This window comes from Nevskia soli, assembly GCF_903970205.1.
Classification (GTDB): Bacteria; Acidobacteriota; Terriglobia; order Bryobacterales; family Bryobacteraceae; genus Bog-113.
Genome location: NZ_CAJCHS010000002.1, coordinates 1 through 18,846, shown reverse-complemented (window position 1 = coordinate 18,846; position 18,846 = coordinate 1). Strand labels below are relative to the sequence as shown.

Sequence of the window (18,846 nt, the reverse complement as noted above, 5' to 3'; positions counted from 1 at the left end):
CTATGAACCCGGAGTGCCGCAACTCTACGCCGACGTAGATCGCGAAAAGGTGTTGCAGCAGCAGGTTCAGCTATCCGACGTATACGCCACCATGTCCACCTTTATGGGCGGCTACCTGGTGAATTATTTCAATCGCTTCGGACGCCAGTGGCAAACCTATGTGGAAGCCGAGGGGACGGCCCGTACCGACATCGCGAACATCAAGCAATTCTATGTTCGCAGCGCCAATGGGAGCCAGGTTCCGCTCGCTTCACTGGTGAATGTGAAGCAGATTACCGGGCCTGAGTTCATCTATCACTTTAATGAGTTCAACGCAGCCCAGATCAACATCACCGGCGCCCCCGGCTATAGCTCGGGTCAGGTTCGCGCGGCGCTTGAAGATACTTTTGCAAAGGTCATGCCGGCGGGCGCGGGCTTCGATTACTCCGGCATGTCTTATCAGGAACAGCAGGCGGAAAAGGGCGTGCCCACCTGGGCCGTGTTCGGGCTTTCTTTACTTTGCGTGTTCCTGATCCTGGCGGCGCTTTATGAGAGCTGGTCTTTGCCGTTCAGCGTGCTGCTCAGCACGCCGGTCGCAATTCTGGGAGCCTACCTTGCGCTGCACGCGCGGCTCTTCGAAAACGATATCTTCGCGACGATCGGTCTGGTGATGCTGATCGGTCTTTCGGCCAAGAACGCGATTTTGATTGTTGAGTTCGCCAAGACGAATTACGAAAGCGGCCAGAGTATTGCGGAGTCGGCTCTGGGCGCGGCCCGCGTGCGCTTCCGCCCGATTGTAATGACGGCGCTGGCCTTCATTTTCGGATGTCTCCCTCTATGGACGGCATCGGGCGCCGGAGCCGCCTCCAGACAAATCCTCGGCACGGTCGTGATCGGCGGGATGCTCCTCTCGACGGCCATCGGTCTCATTTTCATCCCTTCGACTTTCGCGACGGTCGAGTACTTATCGCACCGGTTCGGCAAGGGCGGCAAGGGTACCACGATGGATTCGAAGCATGAAGCCGAAAAGCCTGTTGGCCAGCTGAATGATCCTACGTATCCGCAGCCTGAAGGAGGACAGGCATGACAGCGAAGTTAACGTACCGGAGTCTGATCCTTACCGCCGGTTGTTTGGCAATAGCCGGATGTACCGTAGGTCCGAATTACCGGCAGCCGAGTTATCCCACGCCATCAGCCTATCGCGGCGCCGATAACTCGTCCGTAACTAGCGCGGCCTCATTGGCTGACGAGAAATGGGCCCAGGTGTTCGCAGAGCCCGAACTGCAAACATTGATTCGCACCGCGCTGACTAATAACTACGACCTTAGGATTGCGGCGCAGCACGTTCTGGAGCAGCAAGCGCAGGTTCAGATCACCCGCGCGCAGCAGTTTCCTCAGATCACCGGCGGGGGGACCGGGATAGGCGCGTCGATTCCCCCGGTGGCAGGCGCCAACATCGGCAGCCCTCTTGCGTTCGGCAGTTTCAATCTCGGCGCCTCCTGGATACCGGACTTCTGGGGGCTGTACCGCCGGCAGACCGAAGCTGCGCGCGCCCAACTTCTGGCGCAGACGTGGGCGCAGCGGGCCGTTCAACTAAGCCTGGTCCAGCAGGTTGCGACAGCCTATCTCGAGTTACGCGCACTTGACCGCCAGATCGAAATCACGCGGCAAACTCTCAACGTTCGCCAGGATTCGGTGAAGTTAACGGAGACGCTGGAGCGCGGAGGTTCCGCTCCGCTGTCAGATGTGCGGCAAGCCGAGCAGCTTCTCTATACGGCCTCATCCCAGCTGCCACAACTCGAACAACAGGTGCAACAGCAGGAGAACGCACTTAGCTATCTCCTGGGCGCCAACCCAGGTCCGGTGGCGCACACCGATCCCAACGCGCTTACGCCGCCGCCGCAGGATGTGCCGACCGGGATACCTTCGAAGTTGCTGGCACGCCGTCCCGACATTCAGCAAGCGGAACAAACGCTGATCGAGGCCAACGCGCAGATCGGCGTGGCGCGCGCTCAGTTCTTTCCACAGCTTTCAATAACTGCATCGGCAGGACTCGGCGGCAATGAGTTCTCCAATCTCTTCGATATCTCGGGTAAGACGATTTACGGCATTGGATCGCTCACCCAGCCGATTTTCGAAGGCGGCAAGCTCCGCGGTCAGCTACGGCTGGCGAAAGAAACCGAGAAGGAAATGGTGCTTAGTTATCAGCGGGCCATCGCGGGGGCATTTCGTGATGTGTCCAACGCCCTGATCGCCCTGAACAAGCAGCGCGCCTTTCGCGAGCAGCAGGAGAAGCTCGTTTTCGCGGCTCAGGACGCGACGCGGCTCGCTCGCGTCCGTTATCAGGGCGGCGCCGCAGCTTATCTCGAAGTGCTCACTACCGACTCAACCTTATATGCCGCCCAACTGAACCTTGTAGGCGCCCAGCAAGGAGAAGCTTTAGCGTTAGTGCAACTCTACAGCGCGCTGGGCGGAGGATGGGAGTAAGGCCCGCGGCTTAGAAGTTTAACGTGCGGAAACTTGGAACGGGCGGCACGTAAATCACTGGATCGTCAGCCCGTTAGGCAGTACGGCTTCCTGCGGTTCGGTCTGTTCGTAGATCGATACCGGTCCGAGTGGCGCCGTTGTGGATGCCATGAGAAAGCTACCGGACAGGGTACGCATCACGTATGCATGCCGCCTCGCTATGTAGGTGATCGGTATGCAAGTGAGTGGGTGGTCCGCCGTTTGGTTCGCTCCCCTAGAACAAACGTTCCTGCTTGCGCAAATTCCCGAACTGCCCAACGTTAGCAATTGTAAATGCGATCCGGTAGTCCGTGTCGTCCCGCGTGCCGATGTTAAAGCGCCGCATCTGTGTGGTGAAGCCGCAGCAATCGGTGTTATAGGTCACCTGAATGATCGCGTACTGTAAGGTCGATGTGCGGTAGTCATAAACGCCGGACATGCCCGCGTTCCATCCGCGCCGGTTCGTGTCGCCGAACCCCGCGTAGAAGCGGTATTGGTTGGCCGGCGGTGAGATATAGGTTTGATTGGTTAGTTGCGGCTGTCCATTCGTGCTGAATAAGTTCACCCCGCGTACGTCGTTATTCCCCGCCGAGAAATTGAAATGTTTGCGGTGGAAGTCCATCGTGAATCCGGAATCGATCAATCCACCGCGCAACGGATCGTAGTCCGCGCGCCACTCGATAAAGATGCCGTTGATGGGACTGATGCGAACCTCCGAATCGAGCGGCGAATAATGGCGCGGCTGATCGAGAAACGCATATCCGGTCAACTCCAGGGAATCGAGCGTGACATTGCGCTGCCCGGAGACGATGGCGCCGCCGAACGTGGGATCGAAGTACAGTTCCTGCGATAGCGTCCACATGAACACTTCGCTGACGGTGTCGCCGCGCTTGGCGTAAATCCGGTTGGTCAGCGAAAACTCCACCTGGTCGGTATCGGCCAACGTCTCGAGTTCATCGAAGCGGATCAGGCGTTCGAAATCATCCACGCCGTCCACGTACTTGTAAGTAATGCGCGGTTCGATGACATGCTTCAACTTATCGCCCAGGAAAGTCTTCTTGTTGTAAATGCGCTCGATCGTGGGCATCGTGAGCTCTAGATCGAACTCCGCCGCCAGCCGGTTGGTAACTCCGCCGGCAATTGCATTGGGGGGCAGTCCGTTATCCGCAGAAGCGCCCGGAATGAGACTTTGTCCGAAATAACTCTCGTGAAGCGTGAAGCTTGAAATAAGATCGAAACCATCCCAGCGGAATGCAGTCTTGACCTCGGGTTCCAGATCGAGACGCGGCATGAACTGCGAAGTGGAATAAGCGTTCTCATTGATGATCGCCGCATTACTCTGATCGGTCTGCGTCGGGTCGCTCCGATGCACCAGACCCATGCTTGAATCCCACGAGAACCAGACCGGGAGAACAGTATCGCTAACTTGCTGATCCCGCCCCGTATAGCTCAGCTCGGGAAGCTTGCGCAGGATCACGTAATCGTTCGATGGGACTGCCTCCTGATACAACTGGAGTCGTTCGGCATAGATCTCGAACGAATCCATTCCGAAGTACTTTTCGATACTGCCGCGCGAAACGGATTCGGAGAAGATGGCGGCGTTGAAAGACTCGCTGAACTGCTGGCGGAATCCAAGGGAACTCAGGTAATCGACGTTACCGCGGGCCAGCCAGCCATCCCCCAGATTCGACTTACCGGAGAACTGCGCGTCGACGCCGCTATAGAAATTTCCGTCCTTCTGGCGGACCGTATCCCATACGCCGTAGAGGATGGCGCTGAAATCCGTATTCGCATTGGGCTTGCCGCGAAAATCGAGAGTGTGCGCGGTACCCACGCCGGTAAAATCCTGTACCCGGTAAGTCGCGTCGTAACTGCGGTTGATCGCCCAATAGTAGCCGAGTCCGAACATGAAACCGCGCAGCGAACTGTGACCGACGTTCGGAGTCAGGAAGCCGCTCTCGCGAGGGTCTTTCTCCAGCGACTTATAGAAGAAGGGCGTGTAAAAAATCGGAAACTGCTTGATGTGAAACCAGGCGTTATAAGCTTTGGCCTGCTTCTGAGGAATCACATCGAACTTAGGGCCGTGCAGCGTCCACCAGGGGTGCGGCAGCTTGCACCCCGTAACCATTCCGTCATGCACAATGTATTTGTCTTCGATCCGCTCGGCCCACTTACCCTCGAAGTAGAACGGGTTGTTGGAGGTGAGCATGCCGGGCCGCGCGTCGATGCGGGATTTGATGTAGCCGTGTACGTTGTAGTACTTGCCGTGCTGCGTGTCGGTGTTGTACTCGACCCGGTCGCAAGTGAGCCGTTCGTTTTGCGTGAAGTTCTCATAGTAGACGTGGCCCCGCGCTTCGGCGTCGCCGGTCTCCTCGTTGTAGTCGATCTCGTCGGCCTTGAGAATCGTATCGCTCAGCTCGATCACCGCGTGACCGCGCAGGTGGTAGACGCCGCTTTCGGAAACCTGCCGCTCATCAGCGGTCACGTTGATGCGGTCGAGCGCGGGCGCGTTGGGGCGCACGACATGATCGAGTTTGTCCGGCGTGAGTTCCGACGGAGGCGAAGGTTCGGGCGCGGACGGCAGATTCAGGATTCTGCTAAATTGCGGTAGCAGAATCTGCGGGAACAGCAGGCAAAGCACCCATGGGAGGAGTAGTTTTCGAGAGAAAGCCCGCGCGCGGGACCACCCTTTTGTGTTACCAAGACTGATAGTGGGGTACTCACCCAGGGTGCTAAAGACGGCGCGGGAGACGGGATCACGCGAAACGCTGAAAGCGGGCCCCAACAAAAGAGCGTGGCGCGGCAAACGTTCAGGGTAGCAAGTCCGGATGAAATCATGAAGTGCGGTTATTGCCAATTCACAAATCTCGACGAAGAACACCGATGCCGGCGTTGCGGGAGGCGCCTGCAAGGTACGGCGCAGGCGGCTCCGCCGCATTTGGCTGAAGAACATGTGCGGGTCGCGGTCCGCGCGCTGGGGGCGAATGCGCTGGCGGCGCGCACCGTGACGGCTCCCGTCGCAGAGCAGCGGATACCGGCGCAGAAACCCCCGGCACGCCCGATTTCTCTCGACGCGGCGCCCACCTTGGATGAGCTGCCGAAGCGAAATTTGCAACCGTCATTATTCGGCGCGGAATTGCAACCGAAGATCATTCCGTTCGGAACGATTACGCGCGTCCCACCGCCGCCGGGAATTTCTGCCGGGGGCGGCGCCGCAGCAGCGCCGGCCCTCGCCAGACCTGCGCTCAGGGAACCTGACGTCAAGGCGGAGAAGCCGCGATCCACTTCAAAACCTGCGACCAAGAAGCAGGACACTCAAGAGACGCAGACGACGCTGGATTTCCTGCCTCCCGCGAAACCCGCCGCACGGACGCTGAAAACCAACGCGGAAGCCGTAATCTACTGCGATGCCGCGGTGGCCGCGCCGATTCACCGCGCGACAGCCGCGGCACTCGATGCCAGCATGATCCTGATCGCGTTCGGCATCATGCTCGGGACATTCCTCGCCATGGCCCACCCCGCCCCACTAAGCCGGACCGCATTGCTGATGACCGGAGGGCTGCTCGCAATTTCCGCGCTGCTTTACGGTTTGGTGTTTGCCATCGCCGGAACGGTAACGCCGGGCCTGCGATGGACCAATCTGCGGCTCATCAACTTCGACGGGTTTGCGCCGGACTGGCGCAGCCGCGCGTTACGTCTGACGGGTTGCTGGATCGGCGTGCTTTCGGGCGGACTCGGTTTGTTCTGGGCGCTGGTAGATGAAGAGAACCTGACCTGGCACGATCATATTTCGAAAACCTTTCCGACCGTGCGGGAATCCGATTCCGTGATCGTGCTGCATCGCGGTTAAGGCGAGCGCTAAGGGCACCCTCCCTCTCGGTGGGGCACATCGTATCCGTGCGTCGCCGCCGTGCGTTTAAGAGCCGCCGCGCCTTTAAGAATTGACACGATCTTCGAGTTGTTTGAGATCCTCCATGACATTGTCGAACGTTGGAGCTTCACCGAAGAACATCTCGCGCATGTCCCGATAGTCGCTTCGAATCCCGGCCACCTGGGAGTTCGGAGGGCAGATCCGAAGGCTTCCCGGCCGGGCGAGATCGTACCGCGCCGCGGCTTCCCGAAAGAATACTTTCTTGTGATCGGCAACGCTCTCCAGGAGCCCAATGTCCTTGATCGCCGCCTGTCCGGATTCGTGCCGGTACAAACGCGAGAGGTCATAGTGATGCCGCGAAAGTCGGGGCGGGATCTTGCCCGAATGGTAAACAGCATGAAGCAACGTGGCCTTCTCCCAGAATGTGCGTTCCGGACGAAGAGCGTGGACTTCAGCAGTCGGCTGACTCAAAAGGCCCGGAAGCGCATCGGCGATGTACGGCCGTATCGAACGTTGCTCCGACGGCCAAACATCGCCGCGGCATCCGAACTCCAAACGAACGACAGGACGTACGTAAGCGCCTAAGCTGTACAAGTCTGCTTCCAGGCCGCGCGGATAGGCGAACAAGAGACTCTGCCGATCCGCGTCGGCCGGATCCTCGCTAAGCTTCCAATCCGATTCCCCGAGCATCGTGGCGAATGATTTCTGAAGTTCGTCTAAAACAGCGCCACAAACCGTTCCCGAACATCCGCGGGCCAATTCATCCAGTTTTCGGTTGCGCTTTTTTGTACCCGCGATATTGGGAGGGTCCTGATCTCCAGTAAATCCGAGGGCATGGCGGTCGAGAACTAAGTCAACGTCTTCCGAGAAACGTTCGATGATCTGGTAGACCTTGGAAAGGGAGGTCCCGCCTTTGAACAGTGGTCCCGGCAGAGCCTTAGATGAGAAGACTCTTTTCAACGTCCAACAGACCCAGAAATCCTTTTCAAGGATCGCAGCGGAGCCGATCCGCCCGCGCGAGGCGGCCTCGCGGAAAACGGTTGCTCGCTCCGCGGCGGGGAGTAGGGCGAAGCGATCCATTTGTAAGCCGCGCGAACTAAGCCGTTACCGCTTCGATCGCAGAAGCCATCCATTGGGGCGCGTGCCTCGCCAGCTTCTTGAGTCCTGACTTTGCATCAGACGGCAAATTTTGGCGAAGCTGCCGGATCACGTTGTCCGTGAGGTGGTCAGGCCCAAAAGCACGGATGGCCTGCAAGGCAACACCCTCAGGAGTACCCGCTCCGAGTAAGGCCCGCGGCCCCGCGTGCTTGAACTGGATGATCTGGTTTCCGACTTTGATCTTTCGCGAACCGCCGTCGGTCAAATAAACAATCTGCGCGGGAACTTGCGAGGAAAGACCGAGTGCGTTCGCTGCCCGCGCCGGGGTCGGTTGCAGACGATAACCCGACTGGTCTGCGATAGCCCTCGCCACGGTATCGGGGTCCGGCGAGAGCGGGCCCAGTGTCGGATGGTTCTCAGGCAAATCATAAACGCCTCGAGCGATTCGCCTGATCTTGCCGGCTTTGGCCAGTCGACTTAATGCTTGGTCCACGGCGGCCCGGTTGCCAAGGTCGGCAAATGCCTTTGCGGGGAGTGCTGATCCCGGCACTGCTTTTGCGCGCTCCAAAACTCTCAGCGTGAGGTCCTTCATGTCAGAAATATACTAGCATTTTTCTGACAAGAGCGTGACACTGGGGATGGAGAACGCCAGCCTGCCTGCGCCTTCGGCGTCGCGAATGTGGGCGCCGAAGCCTGTCGCCGGGATTGGGCCGCGAGACTTCCTCCCACGACTGCGAACCAGCAGAGCCGCGGGAGGATAGTCTTCATCGCCCGACGCTACTTGCGGGCGGTGGGCGATGGCGGCGTGAAGAACTGTTCGTCGATGGTAACGTTCGCCTTGGTCTTCAGCGCGTCCATTTCCTTCTTGGCCAGCTCGGGGCGCAGCTTGGTTTCAATCTCCGCCTTGACTTCCGAGAGCGGCTTCTCTTCACGGGAATCCACCCGGATGATGTGATATCCGAACTGCGTCTTCACCGGATCGCTGATCTTTCCGACCGGCAATGTGAACACCGCCTCGTCGAACTCCTTCACCATCGCGCCGTGCTTGACCACTCCGAGATCGCCGCCCTTGCCGGACGTGTCGTCGGAAACTTCCTTAGCTACCTTCTCGAAATCTTCACCGGCGAGCAAGCGCTTTTGCACTTCTTTGGCTTTGGCGAGCGCTTCTTCATCCGTCAGTTCTTTCTTGTCTTTACCAAGCGGAACAGGTGATCCTTTAAACCGAATGAGTATGTGGTGGGCCTTGGCCGTTTCAAACTCGCTCTTGTGATCCTGATAGTACTTCTCGATATCCGCCTCGGTGATCTTCACATCGGAGCTGTAGTGCTGATAGAGAGCATTGGCCAGCACCTGATCCGTCTGAATCTGGATCTGCTGATGCACTTCGGGTTTCTTATCAAGTCCAAGCTTCTCGGCTTCCTTCGAAGCAATCAGAAGTTGCACGTACTGATCGACAAACGTCCGGCGCTGCGGTCCACGCAGAGCAGCCTGGAGTTGCGGCGGAAACGCCGAAGTAAACTTGTCGAACTGCGCAGCGGTCATGGTTTCGCCGTTGACACTGAGAACGACTTTGTTGGGATCCGTCGGAGCGGTAATCCCGGAATTCGTGGAAGCAGGCGGCCCTGCGGAAACCGGCGATGCACCGGTTGGAGCGGAAGGCGTTGCAGTAGTCTGTGCCAAGGCTACGCCGGAAAGGCAAAGAAAACTTCCCACCGTCAAAAATGTTGTAATTCTGTTCACTGAACTAGTTTAGCTTGACGCGAACCGTGCCGCCAACGATCAGGTCGGCACGTTTCGTTTCGAAAAGGTCTATGTAGGTTTGACAATACCGTCGTTTCTAGTCACATTTAAATGACATTGAGTACTCAGATCGTGCGCCCGGCGGCGCTCGAAAACTTTCGTGGTACAGAGGCTATCCTGGTTGTCGACGATGAGAAGCTTGTGCTTTCGTTCGCGCGCTCCGTATTAAAACATTGCGGCTACAAGGTTTACGAATTCGACGACCCGAATACCGCCCTGCGCGAACGGGCGAAGCTGAAGTTCGACCTTGTGCTTACAGACGTTGTCATGCCGGGAATCAGCGGTCCGGAACTGGTGAAAGAGATTCATGCGTCGAACCCCGAAATTCCTTGTATTTTTATGTCGGGATTCGATGCGCAAGAGATCGCGGGGAAAGGTGTGACCGACGTTTGCGGCTACTTGCGAAAGCCCTTTACGCCGGAAACGCTGGTGCGGAGAGTTCGGAATACACTTGAGGGACATAGCCACGGTTAGTTTTCGCGGCTAACTTTCGCACCCCGCGGGTTCCACGATTGCCGACATCGAGCCCTTGCTGCGGTCCAGGCGCCAGTCCGGGCCGTAGGTCTGGACTTGATCCCGTCCGAATTGCGCTTCCGCCAGCTCACAGGTGATTAACACGGTACGGCCGCGCGTATCCACTTCGACCGCATGTTGATACGCCTCCTGCAGCGTGAACACAAAGATTTTCTGAAGCATCTCGACCACATAATCGTACGTGTGGTCGTCGTCGTCGAGAAGCACGACACGGTATAGCGGAGTGAGGTCGCGCTCCTCCACTACCTCGGGTTCGCGGAATGTCGTCGTTTGGCTCATGAACGCTAACCGCGTTCCTGCTATTTTAGCGAATTTGCGAAAATCCTAGCGGATGCAGGATCGAGTTACTGATCGTGGAAACGATGTCCGCGTCTGAGTAGCCGGGCTGCGTGCGCAGCTTGGTGAACTCCGCATCGGCAACGAACGCGCTCCACAGGCGATCGTGCTCGGCCATGTTGGCGAACGACAACATGTAAGTCAGGCTCGGCAGATTGCGGCCGAATACGCCTTCGCCGAAGAACACAGGCGCCAATCCGAGGCGCTTGAATATGGCCGCTTCCCCGCTGTTGAACATTTCCAACTTCTTGCGCAGGCTGACCATCGAGTTCGATTCATAAGTTCGCAGCTCGAAAATATGCGATGCGTTATTCGGGAGCTCGGATGGAAGAACCAGCGACGGCGTCGTTTCGAATGCGCGGAGCAAGGTCACGTCCATGCGAACAAAGGCGGGCTCGGGCAGATTGGCCTGCGCGTAAGCCGCGGCGAACTCCGCGTTGCGCATCATCCGGTCGAACCCGTCCGCCGCCTCCGTTGCACTGGAGAACTGCGAAATCATCAGGACCGACGGCGCCTGATCTCCGAACGTCGGCTGAAACAATCCAACCGGCTTGATGCCGGTTCCGTTCGCCGCGGCAACCCAGTGATTCTTCAACAGGTCCATCATGCGCGGCGCGTGATTCCCGTTGCGCAGGTAGAACCAGCGGAGTTCGAAAAACTGCCGGGATGGTCCCGGAACGGATTGGGCGCTTGCCAGCATGGGAGCTGAAAGGGCCGAGAGCAGCAGCTTTCTGCGATTCATGGCCAAATCAGTATATCTTTAAGCCGCGCGCCTGGTTTCCGATACCAACGCCGATACCGCCGCCAATTCCCTGCTCCGGATCAATTTCACCACGCACTGCTCTTCCGGATGGAGCGATGTCTCGGTCGGGAGGAACGGTTCCTCCGGCGCCTTAATGTACTGCAGGAGGGTGCCATCGGTGTACGCTTCGAGCACCTCGGGATGAATGTAGTATTTGCGGCAAGTCGCGGGGCGATTGCCCAGGCGCTGCGCCGTGTATTTCACCGCGGCAACAATATTGCGCTTGGCTTCGGTATCGGAATTGAACGGGCCGATCTCCGCGAGGTGCAACGCGGAGTGCACCGTGCCGGCCCACGTCCGAAAATCCTTCGCGGTGAAATCCGCGCCGGTGATTTGCTTCAAGTAATCGTTCACGTCGCAGGAATCAATCGGGCTGCGCTGTCCCGATTCGTCGACGTATTGAAAAAGCTCGTGCCCGGGCAGGTCCTGACACTCGCGAATAATCTTCGCCAGGCGCCGGTCGTGAACCTCCACTTCATGCTCCTGCTTGCTCTTGCCGCGGAAATGAAACCTCACCGTGCTGCCTTCAATTTGCGCGTGCCGATTGCGAAGGGTGGTCAGGCCGAAGGACTCATTCTCGCGCGCGTATTCGACATTCCCGATGCGGATGAACGTGGTTTCGAGAAGCCGCACAACGGTCGCCAGTACTTTCTCGCGCGGCAGTCCGGGTTTCGTAAGATCCTGCGCGACGCGCTTTCGGACCGTGGGTAGCGCTTGTGAGAACTCCAGCATCTTTCGAAACTTGGTTTCGTTGCGAACTTCGCGGTAGCGCGGGTGATAGCGATATTGTGTTCGCCCTCGCGCGTCAACTCCCACCGCCTGAAGGTGCCCGTTGGGGTTAGGACAGATCCAGACGTTCTCCCAAGCCGGAGGGAGCACCAGGCTGCGGATGCGCGCGAGATGATCTTTGTCCTTCAGCACCGTTCCGTGCGTGTCGAGATAGATGAAGTCGGCCCCCCGGCGCTTGCGGGTGAAGCCGGGACTATCTTTCGTGACGTAACGCAGACCGGCATCGGCGGCGGACTGAACCGGGTCCACGTGCTCGCAGGATTGGCGCGTCGGTGACTTCACGCCGTCGAGACGGCAATCGTTTTGCCGACGTGCGAGGGCGCACAACTCCCGACGGCGCACCAACATTCGCGACAATCGAATCTGCATGCCCAACCGACTCGCGCGCGAGAAAAGCCCTTACCTTCTGCAGCACCAAAACAATCCAGTCGACTGGTACGCCTGGGGCGACGAGGCCTTCGAAGCGGCGCGTGCGCAGGCCAAGCCGGTATTTCTTTCCGTCGGCTATTCGACTTGCCATTGGTGCCACGTCATGGAGCATGAGTCCTTCGAGGACGAACAGATCGCGGCGCTTTTAAACCGGCACTTCGTCAGCATCAAGGTGGATCGTGAGGAGCGGCCGGACGTCGATCGCACCTACATGGCCTATGTCCAAGCGTCGACCGGCGCGGGCGGGTGGCCGATGTCCGTCTGGCTCACGCCGGATGGGCTGCCTTTCCTGGGCGGAACCTATTTCCCTCCCGAGAACCGTTATGGAAGGCCCGGGTTTCCCGCTGTCCTGCAACGCATCGCGCACGTCTGGGCAACGGAGCGCGAGCGCATCGTCGAGGCCAGTGAACAGGTCGCGGCGGATCTGGCGCGGGAAGCGGAAGTGGGCGCGCCGTCGTCCGACATCGCCGCGGACGCTCTGGATTCCGGGTTCCAGGTTTGCCGCCGTCTGTTCGACCCGCGCCTCGGAGGATTTGGACAAGCTCCGAAATTCCCGCGCCCCGCGGTTCTGGATTTTCTTCTGCGATACCACGCTCGCACCAGAAACGCCGAAGCGTTGGAGATGGTAGTCACGACGCTGCGAGCGATGTCCCGCGGCGGCATGAACGATCAGCTTGGAGGCGGCTTCCATCGCTACTCCGTAGACGAATATTGGTTCGTGCCGCATTTCGAAAAGATGCTCTACGATCAGGCGCAGCTGGCGCGGGCTCTGACCGAAGCGTATCTGGTGACGCGCTATGCGCCGTTCGCAGCCGAAGCGCGGCGCGTGCTGGACTATGTGATGCGCGACATGACGTACTCGGAAGGCGCGTTCTATTCGGCGGAAGACGCGGATAGCGTGATCGATCCAGCGGAACCCACCAAGAAAGGCGAAGGCGCCTTCTACATTTGGAGCGCTGCTGAGATTCGCGCGGCTCTCGGGGAAGAAGCGGCGAAGCTTTTCATGTATCGTTATGGCGCTGAAGAGCACGGCAATGTTCAGAACGATCCGCATGGCGAATTTGAAGGCCGCAACATTCTGTTCAGCGCTTATTCGCCCGAAGAGACCGCGCATCATTTCGATCTGCCGTTAAACGAAGTTGCGCAATCGCTTGCGGTTTCCGAGCGGCGCTTGCTGGAATTGCGCGGTGACCGCGTTCGCCCACATCTCGATGACAAGGTGCTGACTGCCTGGAACGGGTTGATGATCGGGGCATTCGCGGTCGCTGCTGCGGCGCTCGGTAGTGATACTTACCTGGGCGCTGCGCGAAGGGCCGCGTCGTTCATCCGGAAGACGATGTGGAACGCTGAAACGCGAACCTTGCTGCGGCGCTATCGCGACGGCGAGGCCGCGATCCACGGGTTTCTGGATGACTACGCATTTCTCATAAGTGGGTTGCTGGATCTCTACCAGGCGGATTTCGATCCAGGGCATCTGGACTTTGCGATCGCGCTGGCCGAGCGCATGCGCGAGCTTTTCGAGGACAAAGAGCACGGCGGATTCTTCACGACCGCCATCGAGAATGCCGACCCGCGCGCGCTCCTCCGCATGAAAGACGATTACGACGGGGCCGAGCCGGCAGGTAACTCAGTCGCGGCGATCGCGCTCCTGCGCATCGAGCGCCTTACCGGACTTCTCCCATTCGGAGATGCGGGACGCAAGGCGCTCCGGGCCTTCGGCGCGCGATTGCGAGCGCAGCCTTTCGCCATTCCGGAAATGCTGTGCGCCGTCGATCTCGCCTTGTCGCCCCCGCGTCAGATCGTAATCGCCGGCTTCCGCGATGAGGTCGCAACAGCGGCCCTGATCGGTGAAGTGCGGAAACACTTTCTTCCCGATACCGCGATCCTGTTGGTCGACGACGCGTCGCGTGAAGCGATTGCGAAGTGGAACGAAACCGCGCGCGAGTGGAAGCCGATCGACAGTCAACCCGCCGCCTTCGTATGCGAGAACTTCGTCTGCCGGCTGCCGGTAACCGAACCAGCTAAGTTGGCCGGGCTGGTTACTGAGCCGAGAGCGTAAGCGACCGGTGAGTCAAACTCAAGCCACATCTACCCTCGCCTAACGCCCAAGATCAGCAAGCGAAACTCATCTACCAATTGACCTTGTTTTTCAGGCTCATCAGCAGTGAGGTTAGTAAGCGTTACAGCTTTGAAACGGTGCCGAGGTTCTCGTTGGACACCCAAACGTCGGCGCCGTCAAATGCTACACCATAAGGTCCACCTGCTGAGTACTTCGCAATCAGGGCGCCGTTGGCGGCGTTGAGCTTTACCACGCTTCCAGTGCATGAAACCCAGATGTAAGTACCGTCAAAGACGACATTACTGGACTGCGATGCGGTGGTGTAAGTCCCCAGAACTGCACCGTCGCTTACGCGCAACTTCGTTATGTTGTTGCTTTTCTGATTTGCCACCCACATATTCGCGCCATCGAAGGCTATGCCTTGTGGATCAGTACCCACGGCGAAGGTTCCCAATGCCGAGCCGTTACTTCCCTGCAATTCCGTGACGCTGTTGCCGGTAGAATCGGTTATCCACATGTTGGCTCCGTCGAAAGCAATACCGGTTGGTCCGGACCCGGCCGGATAGGTTCCCACGACTGTCCCGTTACTGGCAAGTAACTCGGAGACAGTGTTATCACTGGAGTTCACGACCCAGATGTGGGTTCCGTCAAAGGCGACATTCTTGGGCATGTTTCCAACAGCGACCGTCTGCAGCAAGGTGCCATCACTGCCGCGCAGTTCGCTTACGCTATTCGCTCCGTTGTTAGACACCCAGACGTTGGCTCCGTCGTACGCGATGCCCACCGGGTTAGTACCTACGGTAAAAGTTCCTAGGACGTTGCCGGTAGCGGCATCCAGTTTCGTTACCGTGCTACTGCCGAAGTTCGCCACCCAGATACTCGCGCCGTCGAACATCATATCGATCGGGTGATTGCCGACGACGAAGCTAGTGACTTGATTGGCGGAGTAACTGTGCAGAAGGCCAATGTCCAGAGTGTTCGGGCCTTCCGGACCTTGCGGACCCGGCGTCCCAGCCGGACCCGAAGGGCCTGCCGGCCCAGCAGGCCCTTGCGGACCCTGCGGACCTTGAGCGCCGGCCGGCCCTTGCGCACCTTGGGGACCTTGCGGACCTTGGGGGCCTTGCGGCCCGGCAGCTCCGAGCGCCACGGCGAACGTCCCCTTCAGATTCGCGGTATTCGTCACGGTTAAGTTGTAACTTCCCAGCAGACTGCAAGGTATGCCAGCCACTATGTCCGTGCTGCTATAGGAAACCACCGTGAGGCTCGCATTGTTAAAGCTCACGCCCGGTGCGCCGCCAGAAGGGCTGAAGTGCAGTCCCGTTATGTTGATCTGGCAAGCGGCATAATTAACTGTTACGCTGTAAATGACCGGCGCGCTGGCAGCTGAAGCAGGGGCCGCCAGGATGAGTCCGAAGCCGGCCGACGCCAATGATAGTGCCCAGATTCCAATTTTCATTTCTAGATTCTCCCCTTGTGTTCGCGTCGAGTCGCTAGAGCTTCGAAACGGTTCCACTCAGGTTGTTGGCCACCCAGATATTTGAACCGTCATAAGCAATACCGGACGGAGAACTGCCCACGGGTATGGTCGCCACCAAGGAGCCATTGCTCGCCAACAGTTCGGTAACTGACGCGCTGCCGGAGTTCGTCACCCATATATTTGTCCCGTCAAAGACAACTCCGAAGGGGTTGCTTCCAACGGAGAATGTGCCCAGGTTCGCGCCGTTACTGATTTGCAATTCACTGACTGTGCTGTTTTCGTAGTTCGAAACCCATATACTTGTACCCGCTACTGCCAATCCGCTCGGGTAGGGGCCAACCGCGTACGTTGCCACCGTTGAGCCCGAAGTTGCGAGCTCTGTCACGCTGTTGCTGCCGGAGTTGGCAACCCAAATATTGGTTCCGTCGAAAGCCAAGGCAATCGGGGCCGAACCGACGGCGAAGGTACCGAGGATCGAGCCGTCGCCGACCTGGATCTTGCTAACCGTATTGCTTCCCGAATTCGCCACCCAAATGTGGGTCCCATCGAATACGACTCCGTACGGGGCGGCGCCTACTGCAAACGTGCCGAGAATCGTCCCATCGCTCGTCCGCAACTTAGTCACGGTACCCGTCGTGTAATTGGAAATCCATAGATTTGCGCCATCGAACGCCACGCCCTGCGGAGCCGTCCCTGCGCTATATGTAGCCAGAACTGTGCCATCGTTGGCGGCCAGTTTGGACACTGTGCTTGCTCCGTTATTGGTCACCCAGACATTGAAACGATCAAAGGTCACGCCTACGGGATAAGTGCCGACCGCGAAACTGTTCCCCGATTGATTGGCGCCGTACCAGCGCAACAAAGCCACATTGAGGTAGTTGGGACCGGAGGGCCCAACTGGTCCGGGCGAGCCGGCGGGGCCTTGCGGTCCTTGGGGACCTGGGGAGCCCTGGGCCCCTTGCGGTCCCGCTGGGCCTTGGGGGCCCGTTACGCCTATGGGTCCTTGCGGTCCGGCTGGACCAGCAGGTCCAACCGAGCCGAAGGCCACGCTGAATGTGGTCCTTCCGTTGTTGGAGTTGGTGACCACCAAATCGTAGGTTCCTATCAAGCTCCCCGATAGTGCGGCCACCAGGCTCGTATTGTTGAAGGAAAGCAAAGTTAGGTTATTGTTACCCAATACAACGCCCGGTGCGACGCCGCTCGGGCTAAAGCCAGTGCCGGTAATAAACAATCGTGTCTGAGCCGAATTGGTTGCAACGTTATAGATAGAAACAGCGGCTACAGCGTGTGAGGCTGCCAATAGCGGTAAGAGCGCGGTAAGTTTGAGAGAGGGTGTCGTCATTTCGAGTCTTCCTTAGTGTCCGGATACCGGTCAGAGCTTGGATACGGTGTTGCTATCATCGTTTGTCACCCAGATGTTGGCGCCGTCGAAAGCTATCCCAACCGGTCCGCTTCCCACGGCGAATGTCCCAAGAAACGTGCCGTCGCTGGCGCGTAACTTGGTGACGCTGTTACCGTTTTCGTTCGTTACCCAGATGTTGGCGCCGTCAAAGACGACACCGCCCGGGGTTTGGCCCACGGGGAAGGTGCCCAGCACCGTCCCGTCGGCGGCCCGCAGCTTGGTGATGGTATTACCTCCTTGGTTAACCGCCCAGATGTTGGCCCCATCAAAGGCCAACGAAACCGGACTAGGACCGACCGTAACTGAATCGAGGACTACACCGTCGCTAATCCGCAGCTCGGTCACGATGTTGCCGTCTGAGCTAGACACCCAGATATTCGCCCCGTCGAAGGCAACCCCGTCAGGACCTTGGCCCACGGAGAAGGTCCCCAGTACCGCGCCGTCACTGGCTCGAACTTTAACTACTTGATTATTGCTGGGGCTAGTCACCCAGAGACTAGCCCCATCGAAGGCCAAATAATAGTCCTGGCCTCCCAAGCTGACGGTGTTGAGCACCGCGCCATCAATGGCGCGTAACTTTGTAAGTGTTCCTGTTGGACTTGCTATCCACACATTAGCCCCATCGAAAGCGAGCCCTTTCGGACTGCTAACGCTGAACGTCCCGAGCAGAGATCCATCAGAAGCCTTGAGTTTCGTCACAGTGTTACTGCTGGCATTGGAAACCCAGAGATTCGCGCCGTCGAATAGCACGGAGAAGGGATTAATGCCCACGGCGAAGCTAGCCGTCTGATTGGCTGCATACCAGCGCAACTGCGCGATAGCCAAAGGGTTAGGACCGGGGCTGCCAGCCGCTCCAGTCGCCCCTGCCGGACCAGCTGGTCCCGTCGGACCTTGGATTCCAGGCGCTCCCGAGGGCCCTTGCGGCCCCGGTGCTCCCGACGGCCCTTGTGGTCCGGCAGGTCCTTGCGACCCGGCCGGTCCATTGGGACCAACAACCGCGCTGAAAGTTACTGTCTGGCTATTGCTGTTAGTAACCATGAGGCTGTAAGTTCCTGCAAGACCGGATTGCAGGTTGGCTATAACAACCGTGTTCGTGAATGACGCGATCCCCAGGGTCAGGTTGTTCAAGGTCACGGACGGAATAACGCCGGTGGGGCTGAAGTTCGTGCCGGTAATCGTGATCTGGGTCGCCGTCGCGTTAACTGTGGTTTTGTAAACGACTGGTGTAGTGGCTCCAGTCAGAGTTGCAGTCGAAGCAAGCAGGCAGGTTGATAGCAGCGCGGTTACCCGCGGAAGGAAAATGAGTTTCAATGCGGTTTCCTTTATTAGGTCAGAGAGGCAGGGATAATTACATCACCCATACGCAGAAGTGTCAAACATTTTCTTTCGAAAATCTGTTTATCGCCGCGGTCAACTGACTTTTATTGACGTGAAGACAAGAAATTCAGCGCTCTCCGACGCGCTCTCAGTTCACGACTGCGGAAAAATTGCTCAGCAACGGAACTACACCAAAATTCCAGTCCGATTAGGTGATCCAATTTCATGTCGGCACTGGGTGCGATAAAGACCGCGCGAGATCGAGGTGCCTGCTCGTCGCGCTGCAGCAACTGCCGGGGGGTGCCTTCCGCCGTGCTTGCGAACTTCCTCCCGGCTTCGAACGCGACTCTGCTCGCACCGGTGGTATTGCCCGGTAACACGGTAATTGCGGCCCTTGCCATTTGCTCACGCCGTGCGAGCCAAGCCGTATCGACGTGATGGTCACGGC

16 protein-coding genes are annotated in these 18,846 nt (G+C 58.4%); 5 read left to right on the top strand and 11 right to left on the bottom strand.

Annotation, left to right across the window (positions count from 1 at the left end; all coding sequences use genetic code 11):
- Both H1Y01_RS00155 and H1Y01_RS00150 read left to right on the top strand, forming a co-directional pair.
- Window positions 1-1,066: efflux RND transporter permease subunit (locus H1Y01_RS00155; RefSeq protein WP_180538071.1), on the top strand; the 1,066-nt coding region annotated here is incomplete at its 5' end.
- Window positions 1,063-2,466, top strand: a complete 1,404-nt coding sequence (locus H1Y01_RS00150) for an efflux transporter outer membrane subunit (protein WP_180538070.1) — start codon at window positions 1,063-1,065, stop codon at window positions 2,464-2,466. The genes H1Y01_RS00155 and H1Y01_RS00150, both read left to right, overlap by 4 nt.
- Before the next feature lie 54 nt (window positions 2,467-2,520).
- On the opposite strand, the gene H1Y01_RS19670 is transcribed toward H1Y01_RS00150, so the two are convergent.
- Together H1Y01_RS19670 and H1Y01_RS00145 are read right to left on the bottom strand one after the other, a co-directional pair.
- Window positions 2,521-2,643: a hypothetical protein gene (locus tag H1Y01_RS19670; RefSeq protein WP_257644395.1), complete on the bottom strand. Its 123-nt coding sequence runs from the start codon at window positions 2,641-2,643 to the stop codon at window positions 2,521-2,523.
- 76 nt (window positions 2,644-2,719) lie between these two features.
- The gene (locus H1Y01_RS00145) at window positions 2,720-5,125 is read right to left on the bottom strand and encodes an LPS-assembly protein LptD (protein WP_180538069.1); all 2,406 of its coding nucleotides are present in this window, start codon (window positions 5,123-5,125) and stop codon (window positions 2,720-2,722) included.
- Between the two features lie 297 nt (window positions 5,126-5,422).
- Between H1Y01_RS00145 and H1Y01_RS00140 the strand changes: the two genes are divergently transcribed.
- On the top strand, window positions 5,423-6,334 hold the full coding sequence (locus H1Y01_RS00140) for an RDD family protein (RefSeq protein WP_180538068.1): 912 nt from the start codon (window positions 5,423-5,425) through the stop codon (window positions 6,332-6,334).
- Between the two features lie 84 nt (window positions 6,335-6,418).
- On the opposite strand, the gene H1Y01_RS00135 is transcribed toward H1Y01_RS00140, so the two are convergent.
- The 3 genes from H1Y01_RS00135 to H1Y01_RS00125 all read right to left on the bottom strand — a co-directional run bounded on the left by H1Y01_RS00135 (window position 6,419) and on the right by H1Y01_RS00125 (window position 9,193).
- The gene (locus H1Y01_RS00135) at window positions 6,419-7,435 is read right to left on the bottom strand and encodes a nucleotidyl transferase AbiEii/AbiGii toxin family protein (RefSeq protein WP_180538067.1); all 1,017 of its coding nucleotides are present in this window, start codon (window positions 7,433-7,435) and stop codon (window positions 6,419-6,421) included.
- Window positions 7,436-7,451: 16 nt separating this feature from the next.
- On the bottom strand, window positions 7,452-8,045 hold the full coding sequence (locus H1Y01_RS00130; RefSeq protein ID WP_180538066.1) for a DUF6088 family protein: 594 nt from the start codon (window positions 8,043-8,045) through the stop codon (window positions 7,452-7,454).
- 185 nt (window positions 8,046-8,230) lie between these two features.
- Window positions 8,231-9,193: a peptidylprolyl isomerase gene (locus H1Y01_RS00125; protein ID WP_180538065.1), complete on the bottom strand. Its 963-nt coding sequence runs from the start codon at window positions 9,191-9,193 to the stop codon at window positions 8,231-8,233.
- Between the two features lie 111 nt (window positions 9,194-9,304).
- On the opposite strand from H1Y01_RS00125, the gene H1Y01_RS00120 reads away from it, so the two are divergent.
- Window positions 9,305-9,727, top strand: a complete 423-nt coding sequence (locus H1Y01_RS00120; protein ID WP_180538064.1) for a response regulator — start codon at window positions 9,305-9,307, stop codon at window positions 9,725-9,727.
- 9 nt (window positions 9,728-9,736) lie between these two features.
- Here the strand turns inward: H1Y01_RS00120 and H1Y01_RS00115 are convergent, their stop codons facing one another.
- From H1Y01_RS00115 to H1Y01_RS00105, 3 genes are read right to left on the bottom strand one after another with little or no spacing between them, the layout of a single operon-like run.
- Entirely contained in the window at window positions 9,737-10,066 is a 330-nt protein-coding gene (locus H1Y01_RS00115; RefSeq protein WP_180538063.1) for an ATP-dependent Clp protease adaptor ClpS, read from the bottom strand.
- 25 nt (window positions 10,067-10,091) lie between these two features.
- Window positions 10,092-10,865: an NIPSNAP family protein gene (locus tag H1Y01_RS00110; protein ID WP_180538062.1), complete on the bottom strand. Its 774-nt coding sequence runs from the start codon at window positions 10,863-10,865 to the stop codon at window positions 10,092-10,094.
- A gap of 18 nt (window positions 10,866-10,883) precedes the next feature.
- Window positions 10,884-11,996 carry a DNA topoisomerase IB gene (locus H1Y01_RS00105; protein WP_219341137.1) on the bottom strand — a complete coding sequence of 371 codons (1,113 nt, stop codon included), beginning with the start codon at window positions 11,994-11,996 and terminating at the stop codon, window positions 10,884-10,886.
- 85 nt (window positions 11,997-12,081) lie between these two features.
- On the opposite strand from H1Y01_RS00105, the gene H1Y01_RS00100 reads away from it, so the two are divergent.
- Window positions 12,082-14,202: a thioredoxin domain-containing protein gene (locus H1Y01_RS00100; protein WP_180538060.1), complete on the top strand. Its 2,121-nt coding sequence runs from the start codon at window positions 12,082-12,084 to the stop codon at window positions 14,200-14,202.
- Window positions 14,203-14,323: 121 nt separating this feature from the next.
- On the opposite strand, the gene H1Y01_RS19790 is transcribed toward H1Y01_RS00100, so the two are convergent.
- Genes H1Y01_RS19790 through H1Y01_RS19780 form a run of 3 tightly spaced genes read right to left on the bottom strand, consistent with a single transcriptional unit; the run spans window position 14,324 to window position 18,392 of the window.
- Window positions 14,324-15,658, bottom strand: coding sequence for an outer membrane protein assembly factor BamB family protein (locus H1Y01_RS19790; protein ID WP_180538059.1), 1,335 nt, complete (start codon window positions 15,656-15,658; stop codon window positions 14,324-14,326).
- A gap of 34 nt (window positions 15,659-15,692) precedes the next feature.
- Window positions 15,693-17,021 carry a YncE family protein gene (locus H1Y01_RS19785; protein WP_180538058.1) on the bottom strand — a complete coding sequence of 443 codons (1,329 nt, stop codon included), beginning with the start codon at window positions 17,019-17,021 and terminating at the stop codon, window positions 15,693-15,695.
- Window positions 17,022-17,051: 30 nt separating this feature from the next.
- Window positions 17,052-18,392, bottom strand: a complete 1,341-nt coding sequence (locus H1Y01_RS19780) for a hypothetical protein (RefSeq protein ID WP_180538057.1) — start codon at window positions 18,390-18,392, stop codon at window positions 17,052-17,054.
- Window positions 18,393-18,846 lie beyond the last annotated feature (454 nt).